Source organism: Streptomyces capillispiralis (assembly GCF_007829875.1).
Lineage (GTDB): Bacteria > Actinomycetota > Actinomycetes > Streptomycetales > Streptomycetaceae > Streptomyces > Streptomyces capillispiralis.
This window is the reverse complement of the sequence record NZ_VIWV01000001.1, coordinates 1008784-1025385: the sequence shown is the minus strand read 5'-3', so window position 1 is coordinate 1025385 and position 16602 is coordinate 1008784. Positions and strand designations below refer to the sequence as shown.

The window sequence follows — 16602 nt, the reverse complement described above, 5'->3', positions numbered from 1 at the left end:
GCCGGGCGCGGACGGGCCGGCCCGCGCGCCGGGGGCACCCCGCGTACCGGCGACCTTCACACGGGCGCCATCGCACCCTTCCCTGACGTTCGCTGCTCCTGGAACACTCCATTCGCGCGCATCCCGTCATGATCCGGCACCGTCCGAGAGGCCCCTCACCCCATGCCCGAAGTCAACCGGCGCCGCTTCCTCCAACTGGCAGGCGCGACAACGGCGTTCAGCGCGCTGTCCGCGAGCATCGAGCGCGCCGCCGCGCTCCCCGCGAACCACCGTTCGGGAACGATCGAGGACGTCGAGCACATCGTCGTCCTGATGCAGGAGAACCGTTCGTTCGACCACTACTTCGGCAGACTGCGCGGTGTCCGCGGCTTCGGCGACCCGCATCCCGTGGCCCTGGACGGCGACAAGTCGGTGTGGCACCAGGCCAAGGCCGACGGCACGGAGGTGCTGCCCTTCCACCCGCAGGCCGACGACCTCGGCATGCAGTTCCTGGAGGGCCTGCCGCACGGCTGGTCCGACGGCCAGGAGGCCTACCGCGACGGCAAGTACGACCGCTGGCTGCCCGCCAAGGGCACCACGACCATGGCGTACCTGACCCGTGAGGACATCCCCTTCCACTACGCGCTCGCCGACACCTTCACCGTCTGCGACGCCTACCACTGCTCCTTCATCGGCTCCACCGACCCCAACCGCTACTACATGTGGTCGGGTCACACCGGCAACGACGGCAAGGGCGGCGGTCCGGTCCTCGGCAACGACGAGCTGGGCTACGACTGGACGACGTACCCGGAGCGGCTGGAGGAGGCCGGGATCTCCTGGAAGATCTACCAGGACATCGGCGACGGTCTGGACGCGGCGGGCCACTGGGGCTGGATCGACGACGCCTACCGTGGCAACTACGGCGACAACTCCCTGCTGTACTTCAACAAGTACCGCAACGCCCGGCCCGGCGACCCCTGGTACGACAAGGCCCGTACCGGCACCGACGTCAAGAACGGCGACGGCTACTTCGACCGGCTCCGTGCCGACGTCAAGGCCGGGCGGCTGCCGCAGATCTCCTGGATCGCCGCGCCGGAGGCCTTCTCCGAGCACTCCAACTGGCCGTCGAACTACGGGGCCTGGTACATCTCGCAGGTCCTGGACGCGCTCACCTCCAACCCGGCGGTGTGGGCGAAGACCGCGCTGTTCATCACGTACGACGAGAACGACGGCTTCTTCGACCACGTGGTGCCGCCGCTGCCGCCGAAGTCGGCCGCCCAGGGCAGGTCCACCGTCGACGCCTCGCTGGACGTCTTCGACGGCAGCGCCACCCACCGGGAGGGCTTCTACGGGCTGGGCCCGCGCGTGCCCATGCTGGTCGTCTCGCCGTGGAGCAAGGGCGGTTACGTCTGCTCCGAGACGTTCGACCACACCTCGCTCATCCGGTTCATGGAGAGCCGGTTCGGTGTGCGCGAGCCGAACATCTCGCCGTGGCGGCGCGCTGTCTGCGGTGACCTGACCAGCGCGTTCGACTTCTCCCGCAAGGACAGCCGGCCGGCCCGGCTGCCGGACACCGACGCCTACGAGCCGCAGGACCGCGAGCGCCACCCCGACTACCGGCCCACACCCCCGGCCGATCCCAGCCTGCCCCGGCAGGAGCGGGGGTCGCGCCCGGCCCGCCCGCTGAAGTACCACCCGGCGGTGGACGGTTCGGCCGACCCGGCGGCCGGAAGGTTCACGCTGTCCTTCGCCTCCGGCGCCGAGGCGGGCGCGGCTTTCCTGGTCACCTCCGGCAACCGCACGGACGGCCCGTGGACCTACACGACCGAGGCCGGCAAGAAGATCTCGGACACCTGGAACCCGGCCCACTCCGGCGGCGTCTACGACCTGACGGTGCACGGCCCGAACGGGTTCGTCCGTGTCTTCCGGGGCACGAACGCGACCGTCGGCTGTGAGGTCACCGCCCGTCACACCGGCGACGACGTCCGGCTGACGTTCGTCAACAAGGGGTCCGGTACGGCCCGGCTGTCGCTGACCGACGGCTACGCCGACCGCTCGACGACCGTCACCGTCCGCCCGGGTGCCACCGTGCACCGCACCGTCGACCTGCGCAGGAGCCGCCGCTGGTACGACCTGACGGTCACCTCCGCGACCGACGCGTCCTTCCTGCGGCGCTTCGTGGGCCACGTCGAGAACGGCCGCCCGGGCACCAGCGACCCGGCGATCCACACGGACTGACGGCCGCGCGGTTCAGGCGGCCGGGCTCACCCGCGCGCCCCCGTCCCCCGCACCGGCAGTCCCCACCACCGCGACCGGGCTCCCCGCGGAACCCCGGTTCGCGGCGGCGGCTTGGTCTCCGGCGGCGCCCCGGATCCCGGCCGCACCTCGGCTCCCACCGGGGCCCGGGCTCACCGGGCTCACCGGGCTCGCCCGGTCGGTGACGGTCCTCCGTCCTGCGGGGGCCGCGCGGTCGGCCGGGGTGGCGTGGGCTGCCGGGGCCGGCCGGTCGGTGGGGGGCGTCGGGCCGACGGGGGTCGTCCGGGCTTCTCGGGTCGTCGGACCCACGGGGTTCGTTTGGCCCGCCTGGTTCACCGGACCCACCGGACCCACCGGACCCATAGGGTCCGCCCGGCCCACCGGACCCGCCCGGCCGGCCCTGGAGGCGTCGGCCTCCGGGGCCGGCCGGGGTGTGGGCGGCGGTTGCTGTGCCGGGGGTGTCAGGCCGGCGGGTTCCGCGGTGTGTGCCTGGCCCGCTCGGGACAGGAGCAGCACCCCGCGGGCGGCGAGGCCCGCCCCGGCGAGGGCGAGCAGGGCGCCGGTCGGGCCGCCCCGGAGCCGTTCGCCGAGCAGGCAGAGGCCGATCACCGAGGCTGCCAGCGGGTTGGTCAGGGTCACCACCGCGAGGGGAGCGCCCAGGCCGCCCCGGTAGGCCGTCTGCGACAGCAGCAGCCCCGCGGTCGCGAAGACCGCCACCAGCAGGGCCACCCCGACCACTTCGACACCGAGCAGCGGACCGGAGCGGTCCGTCACCGCGACCGTCACGGTCTGGGTGAGCGCCGAGGCCACCCCGGAGGCGACGCCCGACGCCGTCGCGTGCCGCAGGCCGGGCCGCGCGCCCGGCCGCGCCAGCATGCCGATCAGGCACGCCGTACCGCCCGCGACGACCAGCGCCTCGGACCCGCTCAGCACATCGTCCGGCGCCGGCCCGGACGCCGTGACCAGCACCGCCGCCAGACCGGTGAGGGTGAGGGCGGTACCCCGCCACTCGCTCGCGCTCACCGGTCGTCCCGCCATCCGTGCCCCCATCGGCACCGCGGCGACCAGCGTGAGCGCGCCCAGCGGCTGCACCACGGTGAGCGGGCCGAACTTCAGCGCCACCACGTGCAGCAGCGCGGCCGAGGCGTTCAGCGCGACCGCCCACCACCAGGCGCCGCTGCCCAGCAGCCGCAGCGGGCCGGTGCCGGCGGTCCGGGAGGCGAGTCGTTCCTGCGCGACCGCGGCGGACGCGTAGGCGACGGCCGAGACGAGGGAGAGCAGGACGGCCACGAGGACGGCGCTCATCGGCCCGCCCCGACGAGCGCCCCGTCCTTCGCCGGCACACGGCGGGCGCGGACCCGTCCCGCCGCCCCGGTCGCCGTGCGCCGGGACGGACGTATCGCCGTCAGCGCGAGACCCAGCAGTGCCGCCGCCACGAGCGCGTCCAGCCAGAAGTGGTTCGCCGTCCCCACGATCACCAGCAGGGTCACCAGCGGATGCAGCAGCCACAGCCACCGCCACCGCGTCCGGGAGACGACGATCAGGCCCACCGCCACCATCAGCGCCCACCCGAAGTGCAGCGAGGGCATCGCCGCGAACTGGTTCGACAACTGGTCCGTCGCCGGAGGCCCGTACACCGACGGTCCGTACACCCGCGCCGTGTCGACCAGGCCGGTGGCACCGAGCATCCGCGGCGGGGCCAGCGGATACGTCAGGTGCAGCACCAGCGCGGCGGCGGTGACCACCGCCAGGACCCGGCGCGCCCAGACGTAGTGGGCGGGGCGGCGCAGATACAGCCAGACCAGGAAGGCCGCGGTGGCCGGGAAGTGGACGACCGCGTAGTAGGTGTTCGCCAGGTGGACGAGCGTGTCGCCGTGCAGCAGCACGGACTGCACCGCGCCCTCGCCGGGCAGGTGGAGCGCGCGCTCCAGGTCCCACACCTCGTGGCCGTTGCGGCGGGCCTCGCGGGTGTGCCCCGTCGCCAGCCGCCGGCCGGCCTTGTAGACGAGGAAGAGCCCCGCGACGAGCAGGAGTTCACGGACGAGCGGCGGGCGCGCTGACGCGTCGGACCCCGCTGGCTCAGGCTCGGTGCGGGCATTCATCCCCCGGCCCCTTCGCTGACGGTGGTGCTGTGGTGGTGCTGCGGTCGTGCTGGGCGGTGCCGATGGTGCGCGCGGGTACCGACTCTCATCGATACGGGACCGTACCGATACGCCAGTGTACCGATACGGTCGCGTACCGGTACACTGGTGTATCGATAGACCTACGACACACTCCAGGACCGAGGAGCCGAGCAGATGACGTCGCAGGACGCGGACCGACCCGGGCCGGTCGGCACCTCGCGCCGCTCCAAGATCACGCCCGAGCGTGAGCGGGAGTTCTTCGACGCCGTGCTGCACCAGATCCGCGAGTGCGGCTACGACGCCGTCACCATGGAGGGCATCGCCGCCAGCACGCGGTGCAGCAAGTCCACGCTCTACCGCCAGTGGCGGACCAAACCCCAGTTCGTCGCCGCCGCCCTGCGCTCCCGCGGGCAGGCGCGCTTCGCCCTGATCGACACCGGCACCCTCGCCGGGGACCTGCGCGAGGTGGCGCGGTCGGCGGGGGAGTGGTCCCCGCAGGACGCCACCCTCTTCCAGGCCCTCGGGCACGCGGTCGTACAGGACCGGGAACTGGCGCAGGCGCTGCGCGAGGCGCTGGTCGACCCGGAGATCGCCGCGCTGGAGGCCATGCTGCGGCGGGGCGTCGAGCGCGGCGAGGTCGACGCGGGGAACCCGGCCCTGCGGTACGTGCCGGCGCAGATCTTCGGCGTGCTGCGCGTACGGCCCGTGCTCGAGGGCCGCAACGCGGACGCGGACTATCTGCTCCGGTTCGTGGAGGCCGCCGTCCTACCCTCACTCGGCCTCGCATGAGGCGCACGGAGCGGGGCACACACAGCGGGGCGCTCAGCGGGACGCCCTCCGCATGAGCTGCCGCGCACGGCGCGCGACGCGCCTCGCGGCAGATGGACGCAGGCCGCCGTTCACGGGATGACCGGACGCCGGCCTGACACGCGCCGCACCGTGGGGACGGGGGCGGCGCCCACCCCGGCCGGGTGGGACACCTCTTGAGCGGCGGAGGGGTGTCCCACCCGGCCGTTCTGTCTGTGCGGGGGTGTCAGACGTCCTGGCCGTTGCCGCCGCCCGACGACACCTCGATGCCCTCGGTGATCTCGTCGAGGACGGCCTCCTCCTGGTCGGTGTCCACCCCGAAGCGCACCACGACCATCTGGCTCGGCTGCTTGGGCGAGGGGAAGGCGAGCGACTGGACGTACCCGTCGGAGCCCTTGCTGGTGACCGCCTTCCAGCGCACCAGATAGCCCTTCTGCCCGGCCACCGTCACGGCCTCGGAGGCCAGCACGTCGTGCGAGGTGATCTTCCCGTAGGAGGCGCCGCCGTAGCTCTCCTCGGCGTTCTTGGCGATGTCCGCCTTGGCGACCTCCTCGGCGGTGGAGCCCCGGGCGCCGAGCGCCAGGGCGGGCGCCGAGTACGCCCCGCCCTTGGTGCAGGTCTTCGAGGTGTCCCCGGGGCAGTCGTAGGAGTCCTCGGACGTCACCGCGGCACCCACCTGGAGCTCCTGGCCGTACCAGCCGTCCGGGATGGGCAGGCTGATGCCGCTCAGCCCGTCGGTCACCGACCCGCTCTCGATGCGCGGCGGCTCGGACGCGTCCGGCCCCGGCTCCTCACCACCGGAATCGCCGTCCGGCCCGCCGTTCCCCCCGTCCGGGGGCCCGCCGTCCCGTCCACCGGGCCCCTGCGAGGTCGTGGAACCGCCACCGCCGCCGTCGTCCGTGAGCGCGTACACACCCACGCCGATGCTCGCCAGCACGGCGACGGCCACCGCCACGGCTATCCCGTTGCGCACCCGGTGGCCCCGGCCGGGCGGCGGCGGGGCGGGATGCGCCGGGTAGGGCGGATACCCGGGCCCGGCCGCGGTGCCCGGCGCCGGGGGCCCCCAGGCGGCGGCCGAACCCACCGGACGGACCTGGTCCGTCCAGGCCGTGCCGTCCCACCAGCGTTCGGTGGCGGGTCCGTCATTCGTCTGCCCGGGGTCGGGGTACCACCCGGGAGGAGTCACCTGCGTCATGCCCCCACCGTATGAGGCGTCGGTGAAAGCCGGATGAGAGAGCCCCCCACCGGAAGCCCACGAGCCCGCGCCCGCCCCTCGCTGAGGAAGCCCCGGGAAACCCCCTGAGGACCGAGGTGGCCCCGGGACGGCCCGGGAGGACCGAGGTGGCCCCGGGACGGCCCGGGAGGACCGAGGTGGCCCCCGACCGCCCCGGGAGGCCCCGGACAGCCCCGCCCACCCCACCCGACACCCCCCACCGCCCCTCATCTCCCCACCCCCCGACAGGCGTTGACCACCAACCCCCAGGTGAGGGCCGACTCGCGTCGACCCCTCGTGTCCGGTGTCACTCGTGACGGCAACAGCCCGGCCGAGCGGCCACCGCTCGGGCGGCCGGGGTACTACGCTCATGACCTGTACGTCATTCGGGCGATTCGGGGAGGCAGCGGGATGACGGAGGTACGGCCCCCGGCCGCTCCCTCGGCTGCGCTGTGGGAGCGCGACGAGGAAGTCGAAGCCATCGCACGGGCCGTCGACACCCTGTGCGCGGACCGTTCCTCGCCGGGCGGTCTGCTGGTGCTCCGCGGCGAGGCCGGACTCGGCAAGACCGCGCTGCTGGCCGAGACCCGGCGCATCGCCGAACAGCGCGGCTGCACCGTGTGGTCGGCCCGCGGCGGCGAGACCCTGCGCACCGTCCCCTTCAACGTCGTACGCCAACTCCTCCAGCCCGCACTGGTGTCGATGCTGCCGGAGGAGGCCCGCGAGTACCTCGGCGACTGGTACGACATCGCCGGCCCCGCCCTCGGCATCGCCGACCCCGGCGACCGGCACGCCGACCCGCAGGGCGTGTGCGAGGGACTGGTCGCCGCCGTGCGCCGGCTGGCCAGCCGGGACTGGCCGCTGGTCCTGCTCATCGACGACGCCCACTGGGCCGACCAGGAAACCCTGTACTGGCTCGCCGCGTTCGCCGAACGCCTCGCCGACCTGTCCGTCCTCGTCGTGGTCGCCCGCCGGCCCGGCGAGATCTCCGGAGTGAGCGCCCGGCACCTGGACGCCGTCGCCGCCGCGGCCGACCGCCCCGTCACCACCCTCAGCGCCCTCACTCCGGAGGCCACCGCCGGACTCACCCGAGCCACGCTGGGCGCCGACGCCGACGCCGCGTTCTGCCGCGAGGTGTGGGCCGTTACCGGCGGCAACCCCTACGAGACGGTCGAACTCCTCGCCAAGGTCCGGGACAGCGAACTCGAACCCGTCGAGGCCCACGCCGGTGAACTGCGCGACCTCAACCGCTCCGCCCGCGGCGGCGGACTCGTCGCCCGCCTCGAACAACTCGGCATAGACGCCACCCGGTTCGCCTGGGCCGCCGCCATCCTCGGCAGCGACATCACCGTCGGCCTGGTGGCCCGGCTCGCCACCCTCGACCACGCCGACGCCGTCCGCTGCGCCGAACTCCTGCGCAACGCCCGCATCCTCACCCCGCCCGACCCGGCCGCGGGTCCCTCCGGGCCCGCCGACCTCGAATTCGTCCACCCCCTGATCGCCACCGCCGTCTACAACTCCATCCCCGACGCCCTGCGCCGCGCCATGCACGGCATAGCGGCCCGCATCGTCACCGACTCCGGACGCGGCGCCGCCGCGGCCGCCCGCCACCTCCTCGAAGTGCACCCGGACGACGACGAGGAACTCGTCCGGCAACTGCGCGAGGCCGCCCGCGAACACCTCGCCGTCGGCGCCCCGGACGCCGCCCGCCGCTGCCTGGAACGCGCCCTGGAGGAACCGCCCAGACCCGAGGTCCACGCGCACGTCCTCTACGAACTGGGCCGCGCCACCCTCCTCACCGCGCCCGCCCGCACCATCGGCCATCTGCGCTCCGCGCTCGGCATGGAGGGCCTCGACGGCGACCGGCGGGTGGACGCCGTGGTCCTGCTCTCCCAGGCGCTGCTCCACAACGACCAGCTGGAGGAGGCCGTCCGCACCGTCGAGGCGGAGGCAGCCCGGCTGGGACCCGGCCCCGCCCAGATGCGGCTGCGGACCGTGCAGTTCATGTGGGAGGGCATCCACGCCGGCGAGGCCGCCTTCCCCGGCCGCTCCGAGCGGCTGGCCGAACTCGCCGCCACCTGCACCGGCCGGGACAACTCCGAGCGAGCGCTGCTCATCGTGCGCGGCTTCGACGCCATGATGCGCGGCGAGAACGCCGAGGAGATCGTCGAGATCTGCGACCGCGCCCTCGTCAACGGCCGCCTCGCGCCCGGTCTCGGCTGGACCGACTCCGAATGGGGCGTCGAACTGCTGCTGATGGTGGCCGACGCCTATGCCTACACCGACCGCCTCGACCGCGCCGAAAGCCTCTACAACGAGGCCCTGCACGCCTACGACACGGCGGGCTGGGGCGGCGGCCACCTGGCCCTGGCCCACGCCTACGTGGGACTCGGGCACCGCAGGCGGTGCCGGCTGGCGGAGGCGGAGGCGTCACTGCGCGAGGCCCTGCGCCTGGCCGAACGCGTCGGCCGCGGACTGCCCCTGTACTGGACGGCCACCTGCAACCTCGTCGACACCCTGCTCGCACGCGGCCATGTCGACGAGGCCTGGGAGGTGGCCGAACGGCACGGCTTCGCACCGCCCTACCCGTCCACCATCGTGCTGCCCGACCCGCGTTCCGTGCGCGGCCGGCTGCTGCTGGCCGTCGGCCGCACCAAGGACGGGATCAACGAACTGGAGGCGGCGGAGAAGGCGGCCGCCGCACGCGGCCACCACAACCCGGTGCACGTCTTCGGGGCCGCCGACCTCGCCCGCGCCCTCGCCACCGAGGATCCCGCCCGAGCGGCCCGGCTGGCCGTCGACGTCCGCCGCAACGCCGAGCGTTTCGGCACGGACACCGCCATAGGAGAGGCGCTGCGCGTCGCCGCCGCCCTGGAGAGCGGCCAGCGCGCGGTCCGCCTCGCCGCACAGGCGGTCACTTATCTGGAGTCCTCGCCCTGCCAGTACGAACACGCCGCGGCCCGCGTCGAGTACGGCATCCTCGCCCGCTCCACGCCCGACCTGGAGCGGGGCCTGGCCCTGGCCCGGTCGTGCGGTGCCGACGGCCTGGCGCGGCGGGCCCGGGCGGAGCTGGAGAAGGACGGCGGACCCCGCCAGGGGGAGGCGTCGGGAGCGGGCGGCTTCCGGTGAGCGGCCCGCTGCCGGGCCCCGCGACCCCGGCCTGATCCGGCCGACGCCCCGGCCACAGGCCCTCCCGCTACGGCGTGGTCCCCTGCCCCGCTTCCTCCGCCAGCACCCGCTGCGCCGTCGCGAACGCCGAGTTGGCGGCGGGCACCCCGCAGTACACGGCCGTCTGCAGCAGCACCGCGCCGATCTCCTCGGGGGTGAGCCCGTTGCGCCGGGCCGCGCGGACGTGCATCGCCAGTTCGTCGTAGTGGCCGTGCGCGACCAGCGCCGTCAGGGTGATCATGCTGCGTTCGCGGCGGGTGAGCGTCGGGTCGGTCCAGACCTCGCCCCAGGCGTAGCGGGAGATGACATCCTGGAACCGCGCCGTGAACGGCGTCTGCCGCGCCTGCGCCCGGTCCACGTGCGCGTCGCCCAGCACCTCCCGCCGCACCTCCATACCGCGTCGGGCGGCCCCGCCGAAGTGCGCCCGCAACGCGGTCAGCACCGCCTCCGGACACTGCGCGGGCGCCAGGTGCGAGGCCCCGGGGATCTCCACGAGCGCGGCGCCCGGCACCGCGTCCGCGATCTGCCGCAGATGCGCGGGCGGTGTCGCCGGATCCTCCCGGCCGGCCACCAGCAGCGTCGGCACCGTGATCTCCGCCAGCCGCTCCCGCAGGTCGAACGCGGCCAGCGCGTCACAGCAGGCGGCGTACGCCTCCGCATCCGCCTCCCGGTGGTCCCGTACCAGCTCCGGCACGGTGAACCCGGAGGTGAACCAGCGGGCGTCCGCGCCCCCGGCGAGCCCGGCCAGCCCCTCGCGCCGCACCAGCGCGGCCCGCTCCTGCCAGGGCGCGGACCCGTCGAAGTGCGCCGAGGAGCAGATCACGGCCAGCGACGACACCCGCTGCGGATGGTGCACGGCCAGCTGCAGCCCCACCGCACCGCCCAGGGAGACACCCGCGTACGCGAACCGCTCGATGCCCAGCGCGTCGGCCAGCGCGAGCACCAGGTCGGCGAGATCGCCCACGGTCGCGCCGGCACCGATCAGCGCCGCGGGCGAACCGCCGTGCCCGGGCAGGTCCCAGCGGACCACCCGGTGCGCGCCCGACAGCTCGGGCGCCACCCCGTCCCACAGGGCGTACGACGTGCCGAGTGACGGTCCGAGCAGCAACGGGGGAGCGGAGGCGGGGCCCTCGGCGCGGTGGTGGAGGAGGAGGTCGGTCACGGTCGCTCCAGGGCACGGTCGGTGAGCACTCCGGCGGAGCCGGTGTACCGGGCGGGATCGGCGGCGGCGGAGAGGTCGCAGTCCCGCAACTCGTCCTCCTCGGTCAGCAGTTCACCCAGCTCGCGGCCCTCCTCGTACGCCCGCCGGGAGAGCCGCGTCAACAGCTCCCGGGCGCGGGCGCGGCCCAGCACGGGCGCCAGTTCGGCCGACAGCCGCTCCGAGACGATCAGCCCGTGGGTGAGCCCGAGGTGGTCGCGCATGGTGTCCGGGAACACCCGCAGGGCGTCGGCGAGTTCGGCGGCGTCCCGGGCGGCTCCGCCGGCCAGGCGCAACAGATCGCGCAGCGGCTCCCACTCGGCGTGCCAGGCCCCGGCCGGCCGCTCGTCCTCGGCGGCCAGCGAGCCGTACAGGGTGGCGGCGAGCAGCGGTGCGCGCCGTGCCGCCGCCGCGATCAGGGTGGCCCGCACCGGGTTCGCCTTGTGCGGCATGGCCGAGGAACCCCCGGCGCCGCCCTCGGCGACCTCAGCGACCTCCGTGCGGGACAGGGTGAGGACGTCCGCGGCGAGCTTGCCCAGCGCGCCCGCCGTGAAGGCGAGGGCACCGGCGAGGTCGGCGACCGGAGTGCGCAGCGTGTGCCAGGGCAACAGGGGTGCGCGCAGGCCGAGTTCGGCGGCGTAGGCGGCGGGCAGCGCGATCGCGTCGTCCGCCCCGTACGCCGTGAAGGCGGCCAGGGTGCCCGCCGCGCCGCCGAGCTGTGCGGGCAGCGAGCCCCGTACCGCCGTCACCCGGTCCCGCGCGTCCAGCACCAGCGACCGCCAGCCGGCGGCCTTCAGCCCGAACGTCGTCGGTACGGCGTGCTGGGTGAGCGTACGGCCCGGCATCGGGGTGTCCCGGTGCGCGGCGGCCAGCCCGCCCAGGGCCCGCTGACAGCGGTCGAGGTCGGTGAGGACCGGGCCCAGGGCGCGGTGGGCGACCAGCATCAGCGCCGAGTCCATGACGTCCTGGCTGGTCGCCCCCCGGTGCACGTACGGGCCACAGTCCTCGCCGACCGCCCGGGTGAGATCCGCGACCAGCGGGATCACCGGGTTGCCGCCGCCCCGGGCCCGTTCGGCGAGGGAGACGACGTCGAAACGGCCGGGGTCGGCCGCCTCCGTCACCGCCGTCGCCGCCTCCGCCGGGACGAGGCCGAGGCCGGCCTGGGCCCGGGTCAGCGCCGCCTCCGCGTCGAGCAGCGCCCGCAGGAACGCCGTGTCACCGGTCTCGGCGGCGGCCGGGGAGGCCACCCGTCCGGGGGCGAGCAGACCGCTGTCGGAATCGGCTGATGTCACGGGAACTCCAGGAAGACCGTCTCGCCCTCGCCCTGAAGACGGATGTCGAAACGGTACGTGCCGGCGCCCTCGTCGCCCGCGACCAGCGTGTCGCGCCGGTCCGCGTCGAGCCGGGAGAGCAACGGGTCGGACGCCAACAGGGACGCGTCGTCCGGGAAGTGGACCCGGGTGAACAGGTGCGTCAGCAGGCCCCGCGCGAAGACGCACAGGCTGAGGTACGGCGCGCCGCGGCCGCGCGCGCCGGGCCGCAGCGTACGGACGTACCAGTGGCCGTCGGCGTCGGTTCGGATCCGGCCGAAGCCGGTGAACTCCACGCCGTTGCGGCCGAGGAAACCGCCGCTCGCCGGGTCCCGCCGCATCGAACCGTCCGCCGTCGGCACCCGGCCCTCCGGGTCCGCGCCCCACACCTCCAGCAGCGCGTCCGGCACCGGCCTGCCCGCGCCGTCGTACACGTACCCGTGCACGGTCACGGTGTCGGGATGCCCGAGGGGCGCTATGTCCTCGCCGCCGGGGAACGGCAGCGCGTAGCCGTAGAACGGGCCGACGGTGTGCGACGGGGTGGGCAGCACGCTCTCCGGGGCACCGGTGTCGATCCTCGTCATGGTGGTCAGCGCCCTTCTTCCGTCCAGGTGGCCCGCGGCCCGTCGAGCACGATGTCCCAGTGGTAGCCGAGCGAGAACTCCGGCACCGACAGGTCGTGGTCGTACGTCGCGACCAGCCGCTGCCGCGCCGCGTCGTCGGTCACGGACTGCAGGATCGGGTCGTACGCGAACAGCGGGTCGTTCGGGAAGTACATCTGCGTCACCAGCCGCTGCGTGAACGCCGAGCCGAACACGGAGAAGTGGATGTGCGCCGGACGCCAGGCGTTGACGTGGTTGCGCCAGGGGTACGGGCCGGGCCGGATCGTGGTGAACCGGTAGTGGCCGTCGGCGTCGGTGAGGGTGCGGCCCACCCCGGTGAAGTGGGGGTCGAGCGGCGCGTCGTGCTGCTCGCGGCGGTGCGCGTACCGCCCGGCGGAGTTGGCCTGCCAGATCTCCACCAGCTGCCCGCGCACCGGACGTCCGTCGCGGTCCAGCAGCCGTCCGGAGACGGTGACGCGCTCACCGACGGGCTCACCGGCGTGCTGCCGGGTGAGGTCGTTGTCGGTCCCGGTGACGTCCCGCTCCCCGAACGCGGGCGAGGACAGCTCGACCAGCTCCGGGTCCTGCGAGACGTCGATGGCGACCAGGGGCTGCCGCGGGTGGCGCAGCACCGAGGAGCGGTACGGCCGGTAGTCGCGGCGCGGATGGTGCTCGACGGGCGCGCCGTCGGCGACCCGCTTCCCGTACGCGGCGTGCGCGGCCGCGATCTCCCGGTCGATGTCGGCTTGAGTCAGCGCGTCGGTCACGACAGGCCCTCCCCCGGGGTCAGTTCGGCGTCGGTCCCGGCGGTGATGTCCTGGACGGTGACGCCGGGTGCGGTCTCGACGAGGCGGAGTCCGTCGTCGGTGATGTCGAGGACGCCGAGGTCGGTGACGATCCGGTCCACGCACGCCCTGCCGGTGAGCGGCAGCGTGCATTGCTTCACGATCTTCGGGGTGCCGTCCTTGGCGGTGTGGGTCATCACCACGATCACCCGGCGGGCGCCGTGGACCAGGTCCATCGCGCCGCCGATCCCGGTGACGAGCCTGCCCGGGACCGCCCAGTTGGCCAGGTCACCGGCCGCGGACACCTGCATCGCCCCCAGTACGGCGACGTCGATGTGCCCGCCGCGGATCATCCCGAACGACAGCGTCGAGTCGAAGAAGGACGCGCCCGGCAGCACCGTCACCGTCTCCTTCCCCGCGTTGATCAGGTCCGGGTCGACGGCGTCCTCGGCCGGATACGGGCCGGTGCCCAGGATGCCGTTCTCCGACTCCAGGACCACCTCCACCCCGGCCGGGAGATGGTTCGGGATCAGCGTCGGCAGGCCGATCCCCAGATTGACGTACTGCCCGTCCCGAAGTTCACGGGCCGCCCGGGCGGCCATCTGCTCGCGTGTCCAGGCCATCAGCCGCTCACCGTCCGCCGCTCGATCCGCTTGTCCCCGGCCTGACCGGGTGTCAGCGCCACCACCCGCTGCACGAAGATGCCCGGCAGGTGCACCGCGTCGGGGTCGATGGCGCCCGGCTCGACCAGTTCCTCCACCTCCGCGACCGTCACCCGGCCGGCCGTCGCCGCCGGCGGGTTGAAGTTCCGGGCCGACTTGGCGAACACCAGGTTCCCGTGCCGGTCACCGCGCGCCGCCCGCACCAGCGCGAAGTCCGTGCGGATCCCGCGCTCCAGCACGTACGCCGTCCCGTCGAACTCCCGCACCTCCTTCGGCGGGGACGCCAGCGCCACCCCGCCCGCACCGTCGTAGCGCCACGGCAGCCCGCCCTCGGCGACCTGTGTGCCCACCCCCGCCGGGGTGTAGAACGCCGGTATCCCCGCACCCCCGGCCCGCAGCCGCTCCGCGAGCGTGCCCTGCGGAATCAGCTCCACCTCCAGCTCACCGGCCAGGTACTGCCGCGCGAACTCCCGGTTGGCCCCGATGTAGGAGCCCGTCACCCGGGCGATCCGCCCCGCCGCCAGCAGCACCGCGAGCCCCGAATCCAGCGCCCCGCAGTTGTTCGACACCACCGACAGACCGCCCACCCCGCGTTCGTACAGGGCCTGGATCAGCACGTTCGGCACACCGCTCAGCCCGAAACCGCCCACCGCCAGCGACGCGCCCTCCGGTACGTCCGCCACCGCCTCCGCGGCCGAGGCCACCACCTTGTCCATCCGCGGACCCCGTCCCTTCCGGCCGACCCGGCCAATTAGTCAGGGCACTGAGTATTTACACGGGACGGCACGCCTGTCCAGTACTCTTCACCGCACGCAAGAAAATCAGTGCACCGACGAAAAACGGGCGTCGGTACGCCGACGACACCAACGACCGTGGGAGCGCGCATGGCCGCCGTGGACCTCACCACCCACCCCGGGCACCTGGCCCGGCGGCTCCAGCAGGCGCACCACCTGCTGTGGAACACGATGGTGTCGGAGGAGGTCACCTCGCCGCAGTTCGCGGTCCTCAACACGCTCGTCGCGGAACCTGGCCTGGACCAGCGCACCGTGGGGGAGCGGGTCGGGCTGGACCGGTCCACCATCGCCGAGGTGATCGCCCGGCTCATCCGGCGCGGACTGCTCGACAAGGTCCGCGACCCCCTGGACGGCCGCCGCTTCCAGCTGCGCCTCACCGACGACGGCGTGCGCACGCACCGCAGGCTGACGGTGCGCACCGCGCGGATGAACCAGGTGTTCCTGGCCCCGCTCGACGCCGAGGAGCAGGCGGTCTTCATCGACCTGATCCGACGGGTGGCGGACGCGGCCGAAGGGCTGCGCGATCCCGCCCCCTCCCTGGCCGCCCCGCACTGACACCGGCCGGCCGGACGGCTCAGGGCGCCTTCGCGTACACCACCCACACCTGACCGCGCGCGAAGTTCAACCGCTCGCCCGCGGCGGTGGTGAAGGAGGTGCCGTCCTCGGCGGCCGGACGCTCCCAGCGCGCCTCGTAGGCGCGTCCGCCGCGCAGCACGGTCGCCTCACCGGAGTCCACCGTCTCGGTGTACGGCGTGTTGTTGCCGAGGAAGTCCTGGAAGCCGGACCGGCGCACGGTCACGTACTGCACGACGACCGTCGCGGGCGCCAGCCGCTCGCCCTCCGTGGTGACGGCGGGCGTACCGTCCATCGACACCAGCCAGCGGTCGCGGTCGTCGGACCAGGTGAAGGTGGTGCGGGCCGCGGGGTAGCGCACCGTCAGCTCGTCCTCGGGTGCGCCGGCCGCGGGCGGGCGCCCGTAGCGGAAACCGGTGGTCAGGGCGGCCGCGCCGGGCGGCTCGTCCATCAGCCGGCCGGGCCGCAGATACAGGTTGTGCGGGGCGGGGCGGCCGGTGCCCCGGGCCCAGGCCCCGGCCTCCGTCTCCGGTGTCACCGCCTCCAGCGGCGCCCGGTCGATCAGCGGCAGCAGCTTGCCCTGCGCCCCGGAGAAGGCCAGCACCGGCCGGTCGAACTGGCGCAGCAGCTCCAGATCCGACTCGCGGGCGCTGCGCACCGGCCCGACGGATTCGGGCAGCCGGGTGGCGTACAGCGCCATCAGCCGGCTCATCCCGCCCTCGACCTGCTCGACGTACACCACGTCCGCGTCCTGGAGGCCCGTGTGGGGCCGGGCGGCGCGGGCGTTGTCGATCTTCACCGCGAGCACGGGCGGACTGTCCGCCTCCTCCGCCGGCCCCGTCTCCCGGGGCGCGGGGGACGACTGGCGGGGCGATCCGCGTCCGTCGTCGCCGGGGCCCTCCGACGTCGTGCAGCCCGCCGCCAGGGTGGCCGCCGCCAGGGCGGCCAGCAGCACCCTCGTACCCGCGCCGCGCCGTGCGCGTGCCCGTCGTTCCGTGCCCACCGTCGCCACCGCGCCTACCTCATGTCATCTGATGTCTTGATTGTGTGCTTGTCCGATCGTTACTGGCCATACCTGGCCGGAAGCGGTCCCGCGCGGTGTGGTCCGCCGATCGGCTCAGCGACGGGCGGT

At 74.3% G+C, this 16602-nt stretch carries 13 protein-coding genes and 1 pseudogene; 4 read left to right on the top strand and 10 right to left on the bottom strand.

All coding sequences use genetic code 11. The annotated features are described in order from the left end of the window. Positions 1 to 162 precede the first annotated feature (162 nt). Positions 163 to 2217, top strand: coding sequence for a phosphocholine-specific phospholipase C (locus FHX78_RS04070; RefSeq protein ID WP_145866090.1), 2055 nt, complete (start codon positions 163 to 165; stop codon positions 2215 to 2217). A 509-nt stretch (positions 2218 to 2726) separates the two neighbouring features. Here the strand turns inward: FHX78_RS04070 and FHX78_RS04065 are convergent. Together FHX78_RS04065 and FHX78_RS04060 are read right to left on the bottom strand one after the other, a co-directional pair. Continuing rightward, positions 2727 to 3540, bottom strand: a pseudogene (locus tag FHX78_RS04065) (DMT family transporter); the annotation flags it as partial. Then, positions 3537 to 4337, bottom strand: a complete 801-nt coding sequence (locus tag FHX78_RS04060; RefSeq protein WP_145866089.1) for a phosphatase PAP2 family protein — start codon at positions 4335 to 4337, stop codon at positions 3537 to 3539. The gene FHX78_RS04060 and the pseudogene FHX78_RS04065, both read right to left, overlap by 4 nt. 195 nt (positions 4338 to 4532) lie before the next feature. Between FHX78_RS04060 and FHX78_RS04055 the strand changes: the two genes are divergently transcribed. Next, positions 4533 to 5147 (top strand): TetR/AcrR family transcriptional regulator, encoded by a 615-nt coding sequence (locus tag FHX78_RS04055; protein ID WP_145866088.1) that lies wholly within the window; start codon positions 4533 to 4535, stop codon positions 5145 to 5147. 244 nt (positions 5148 to 5391) lie between these two features. Here the strand turns inward: FHX78_RS04055 and FHX78_RS04050 are convergent, their stop codons facing one another. Continuing rightward, positions 5392 to 6360, bottom strand: a complete 969-nt coding sequence (locus tag FHX78_RS04050) for a DUF2510 domain-containing protein (RefSeq protein ID WP_145866087.1) — start codon at positions 6358 to 6360, stop codon at positions 5392 to 5394. A gap of 429 nt (positions 6361 to 6789) precedes the next feature. On the opposite strand from FHX78_RS04050, the gene FHX78_RS04040 reads away from it, so the two are divergent. Continuing rightward, positions 6790 to 9507, top strand: a complete 2718-nt coding sequence (locus tag FHX78_RS04040) for an ATP-binding protein (RefSeq protein ID WP_145866085.1) — start codon at positions 6790 to 6792, stop codon at positions 9505 to 9507. Between the two features lie 67 nt (positions 9508 to 9574). Here FHX78_RS04040 and pcaDC read toward each other — a convergent pair whose 3' ends face one another. From pcaDC to FHX78_RS04010, 6 genes are read right to left on the bottom strand one after another with little or no spacing between them, the layout of a single operon-like run. Continuing rightward, the gene (gene pcaDC / locus FHX78_RS04035; protein ID WP_145866084.1) at positions 9575 to 10708 is read right to left on the bottom strand and encodes a bifunctional 3-oxoadipate enol-lactonase/4-carboxymuconolactone decarboxylase PcaDC; all 1134 of its coding nucleotides are present in this window, start codon (positions 10706 to 10708) and stop codon (positions 9575 to 9577) included. Then, entirely contained in the window at positions 10705 to 12036 is a 1332-nt protein-coding gene (gene pcaB, locus FHX78_RS04030) for a 3-carboxy-cis,cis-muconate cycloisomerase (protein ID WP_145866083.1), read from the bottom strand. The genes pcaDC and pcaB overlap by 4 nt, the downstream gene beginning before the upstream one ends. Further along, positions 12033 to 12638, bottom strand: coding sequence for a protocatechuate 3,4-dioxygenase subunit alpha (pcaG, locus tag FHX78_RS04025; protein ID WP_145866082.1), 606 nt, complete (start codon positions 12636 to 12638; stop codon positions 12033 to 12035). Before pcaG ends, pcaB begins: the two co-directional genes overlap by 4 nt. Before the next feature lie 5 nt (positions 12639 to 12643). After that, complete coding sequence (pcaH, locus tag FHX78_RS04020) at positions 12644 to 13423, bottom strand: protocatechuate 3,4-dioxygenase subunit beta (RefSeq protein WP_145866081.1); 780 nt, start codon at positions 13421 to 13423, stop codon at positions 12644 to 12646. Beyond that, positions 13420 to 14064 (bottom strand): CoA transferase subunit B, encoded by a 645-nt coding sequence (locus tag FHX78_RS04015; RefSeq protein WP_145866080.1) that lies wholly within the window; start codon positions 14062 to 14064, stop codon positions 13420 to 13422. Before FHX78_RS04015 ends, pcaH begins: the two co-directional genes overlap by 4 nt. Then, on the bottom strand, positions 14064 to 14819 hold the full coding sequence (locus FHX78_RS04010; RefSeq protein ID WP_145866079.1) for a CoA transferase subunit A: 756 nt from the start codon (positions 14817 to 14819) through the stop codon (positions 14064 to 14066). The genes FHX78_RS04015 and FHX78_RS04010 overlap by 1 nt, the downstream gene beginning before the upstream one ends. Positions 14820 to 14987: 168 nt before the next feature. Here FHX78_RS04010 and FHX78_RS04005 point away from each other — a divergent pair, with 168 nt between their 5' ends. Beyond that, positions 14988 to 15452 carry a MarR family winged helix-turn-helix transcriptional regulator gene (locus tag FHX78_RS04005; protein WP_145866078.1) on the top strand — a complete coding sequence of 155 codons (465 nt, stop codon included), beginning with the start codon at positions 14988 to 14990 and terminating at the stop codon, positions 15450 to 15452. Between the two features lie 19 nt (positions 15453 to 15471). Here the strand turns inward: FHX78_RS04005 and FHX78_RS04000 are convergent, their stop codons facing one another. After that, positions 15472 to 16482 (bottom strand): DUF3048 domain-containing protein, encoded by a 1011-nt coding sequence (locus FHX78_RS04000; protein WP_145866077.1) that lies wholly within the window; start codon positions 16480 to 16482, stop codon positions 15472 to 15474. Positions 16483 to 16602 lie beyond the last annotated feature (120 nt).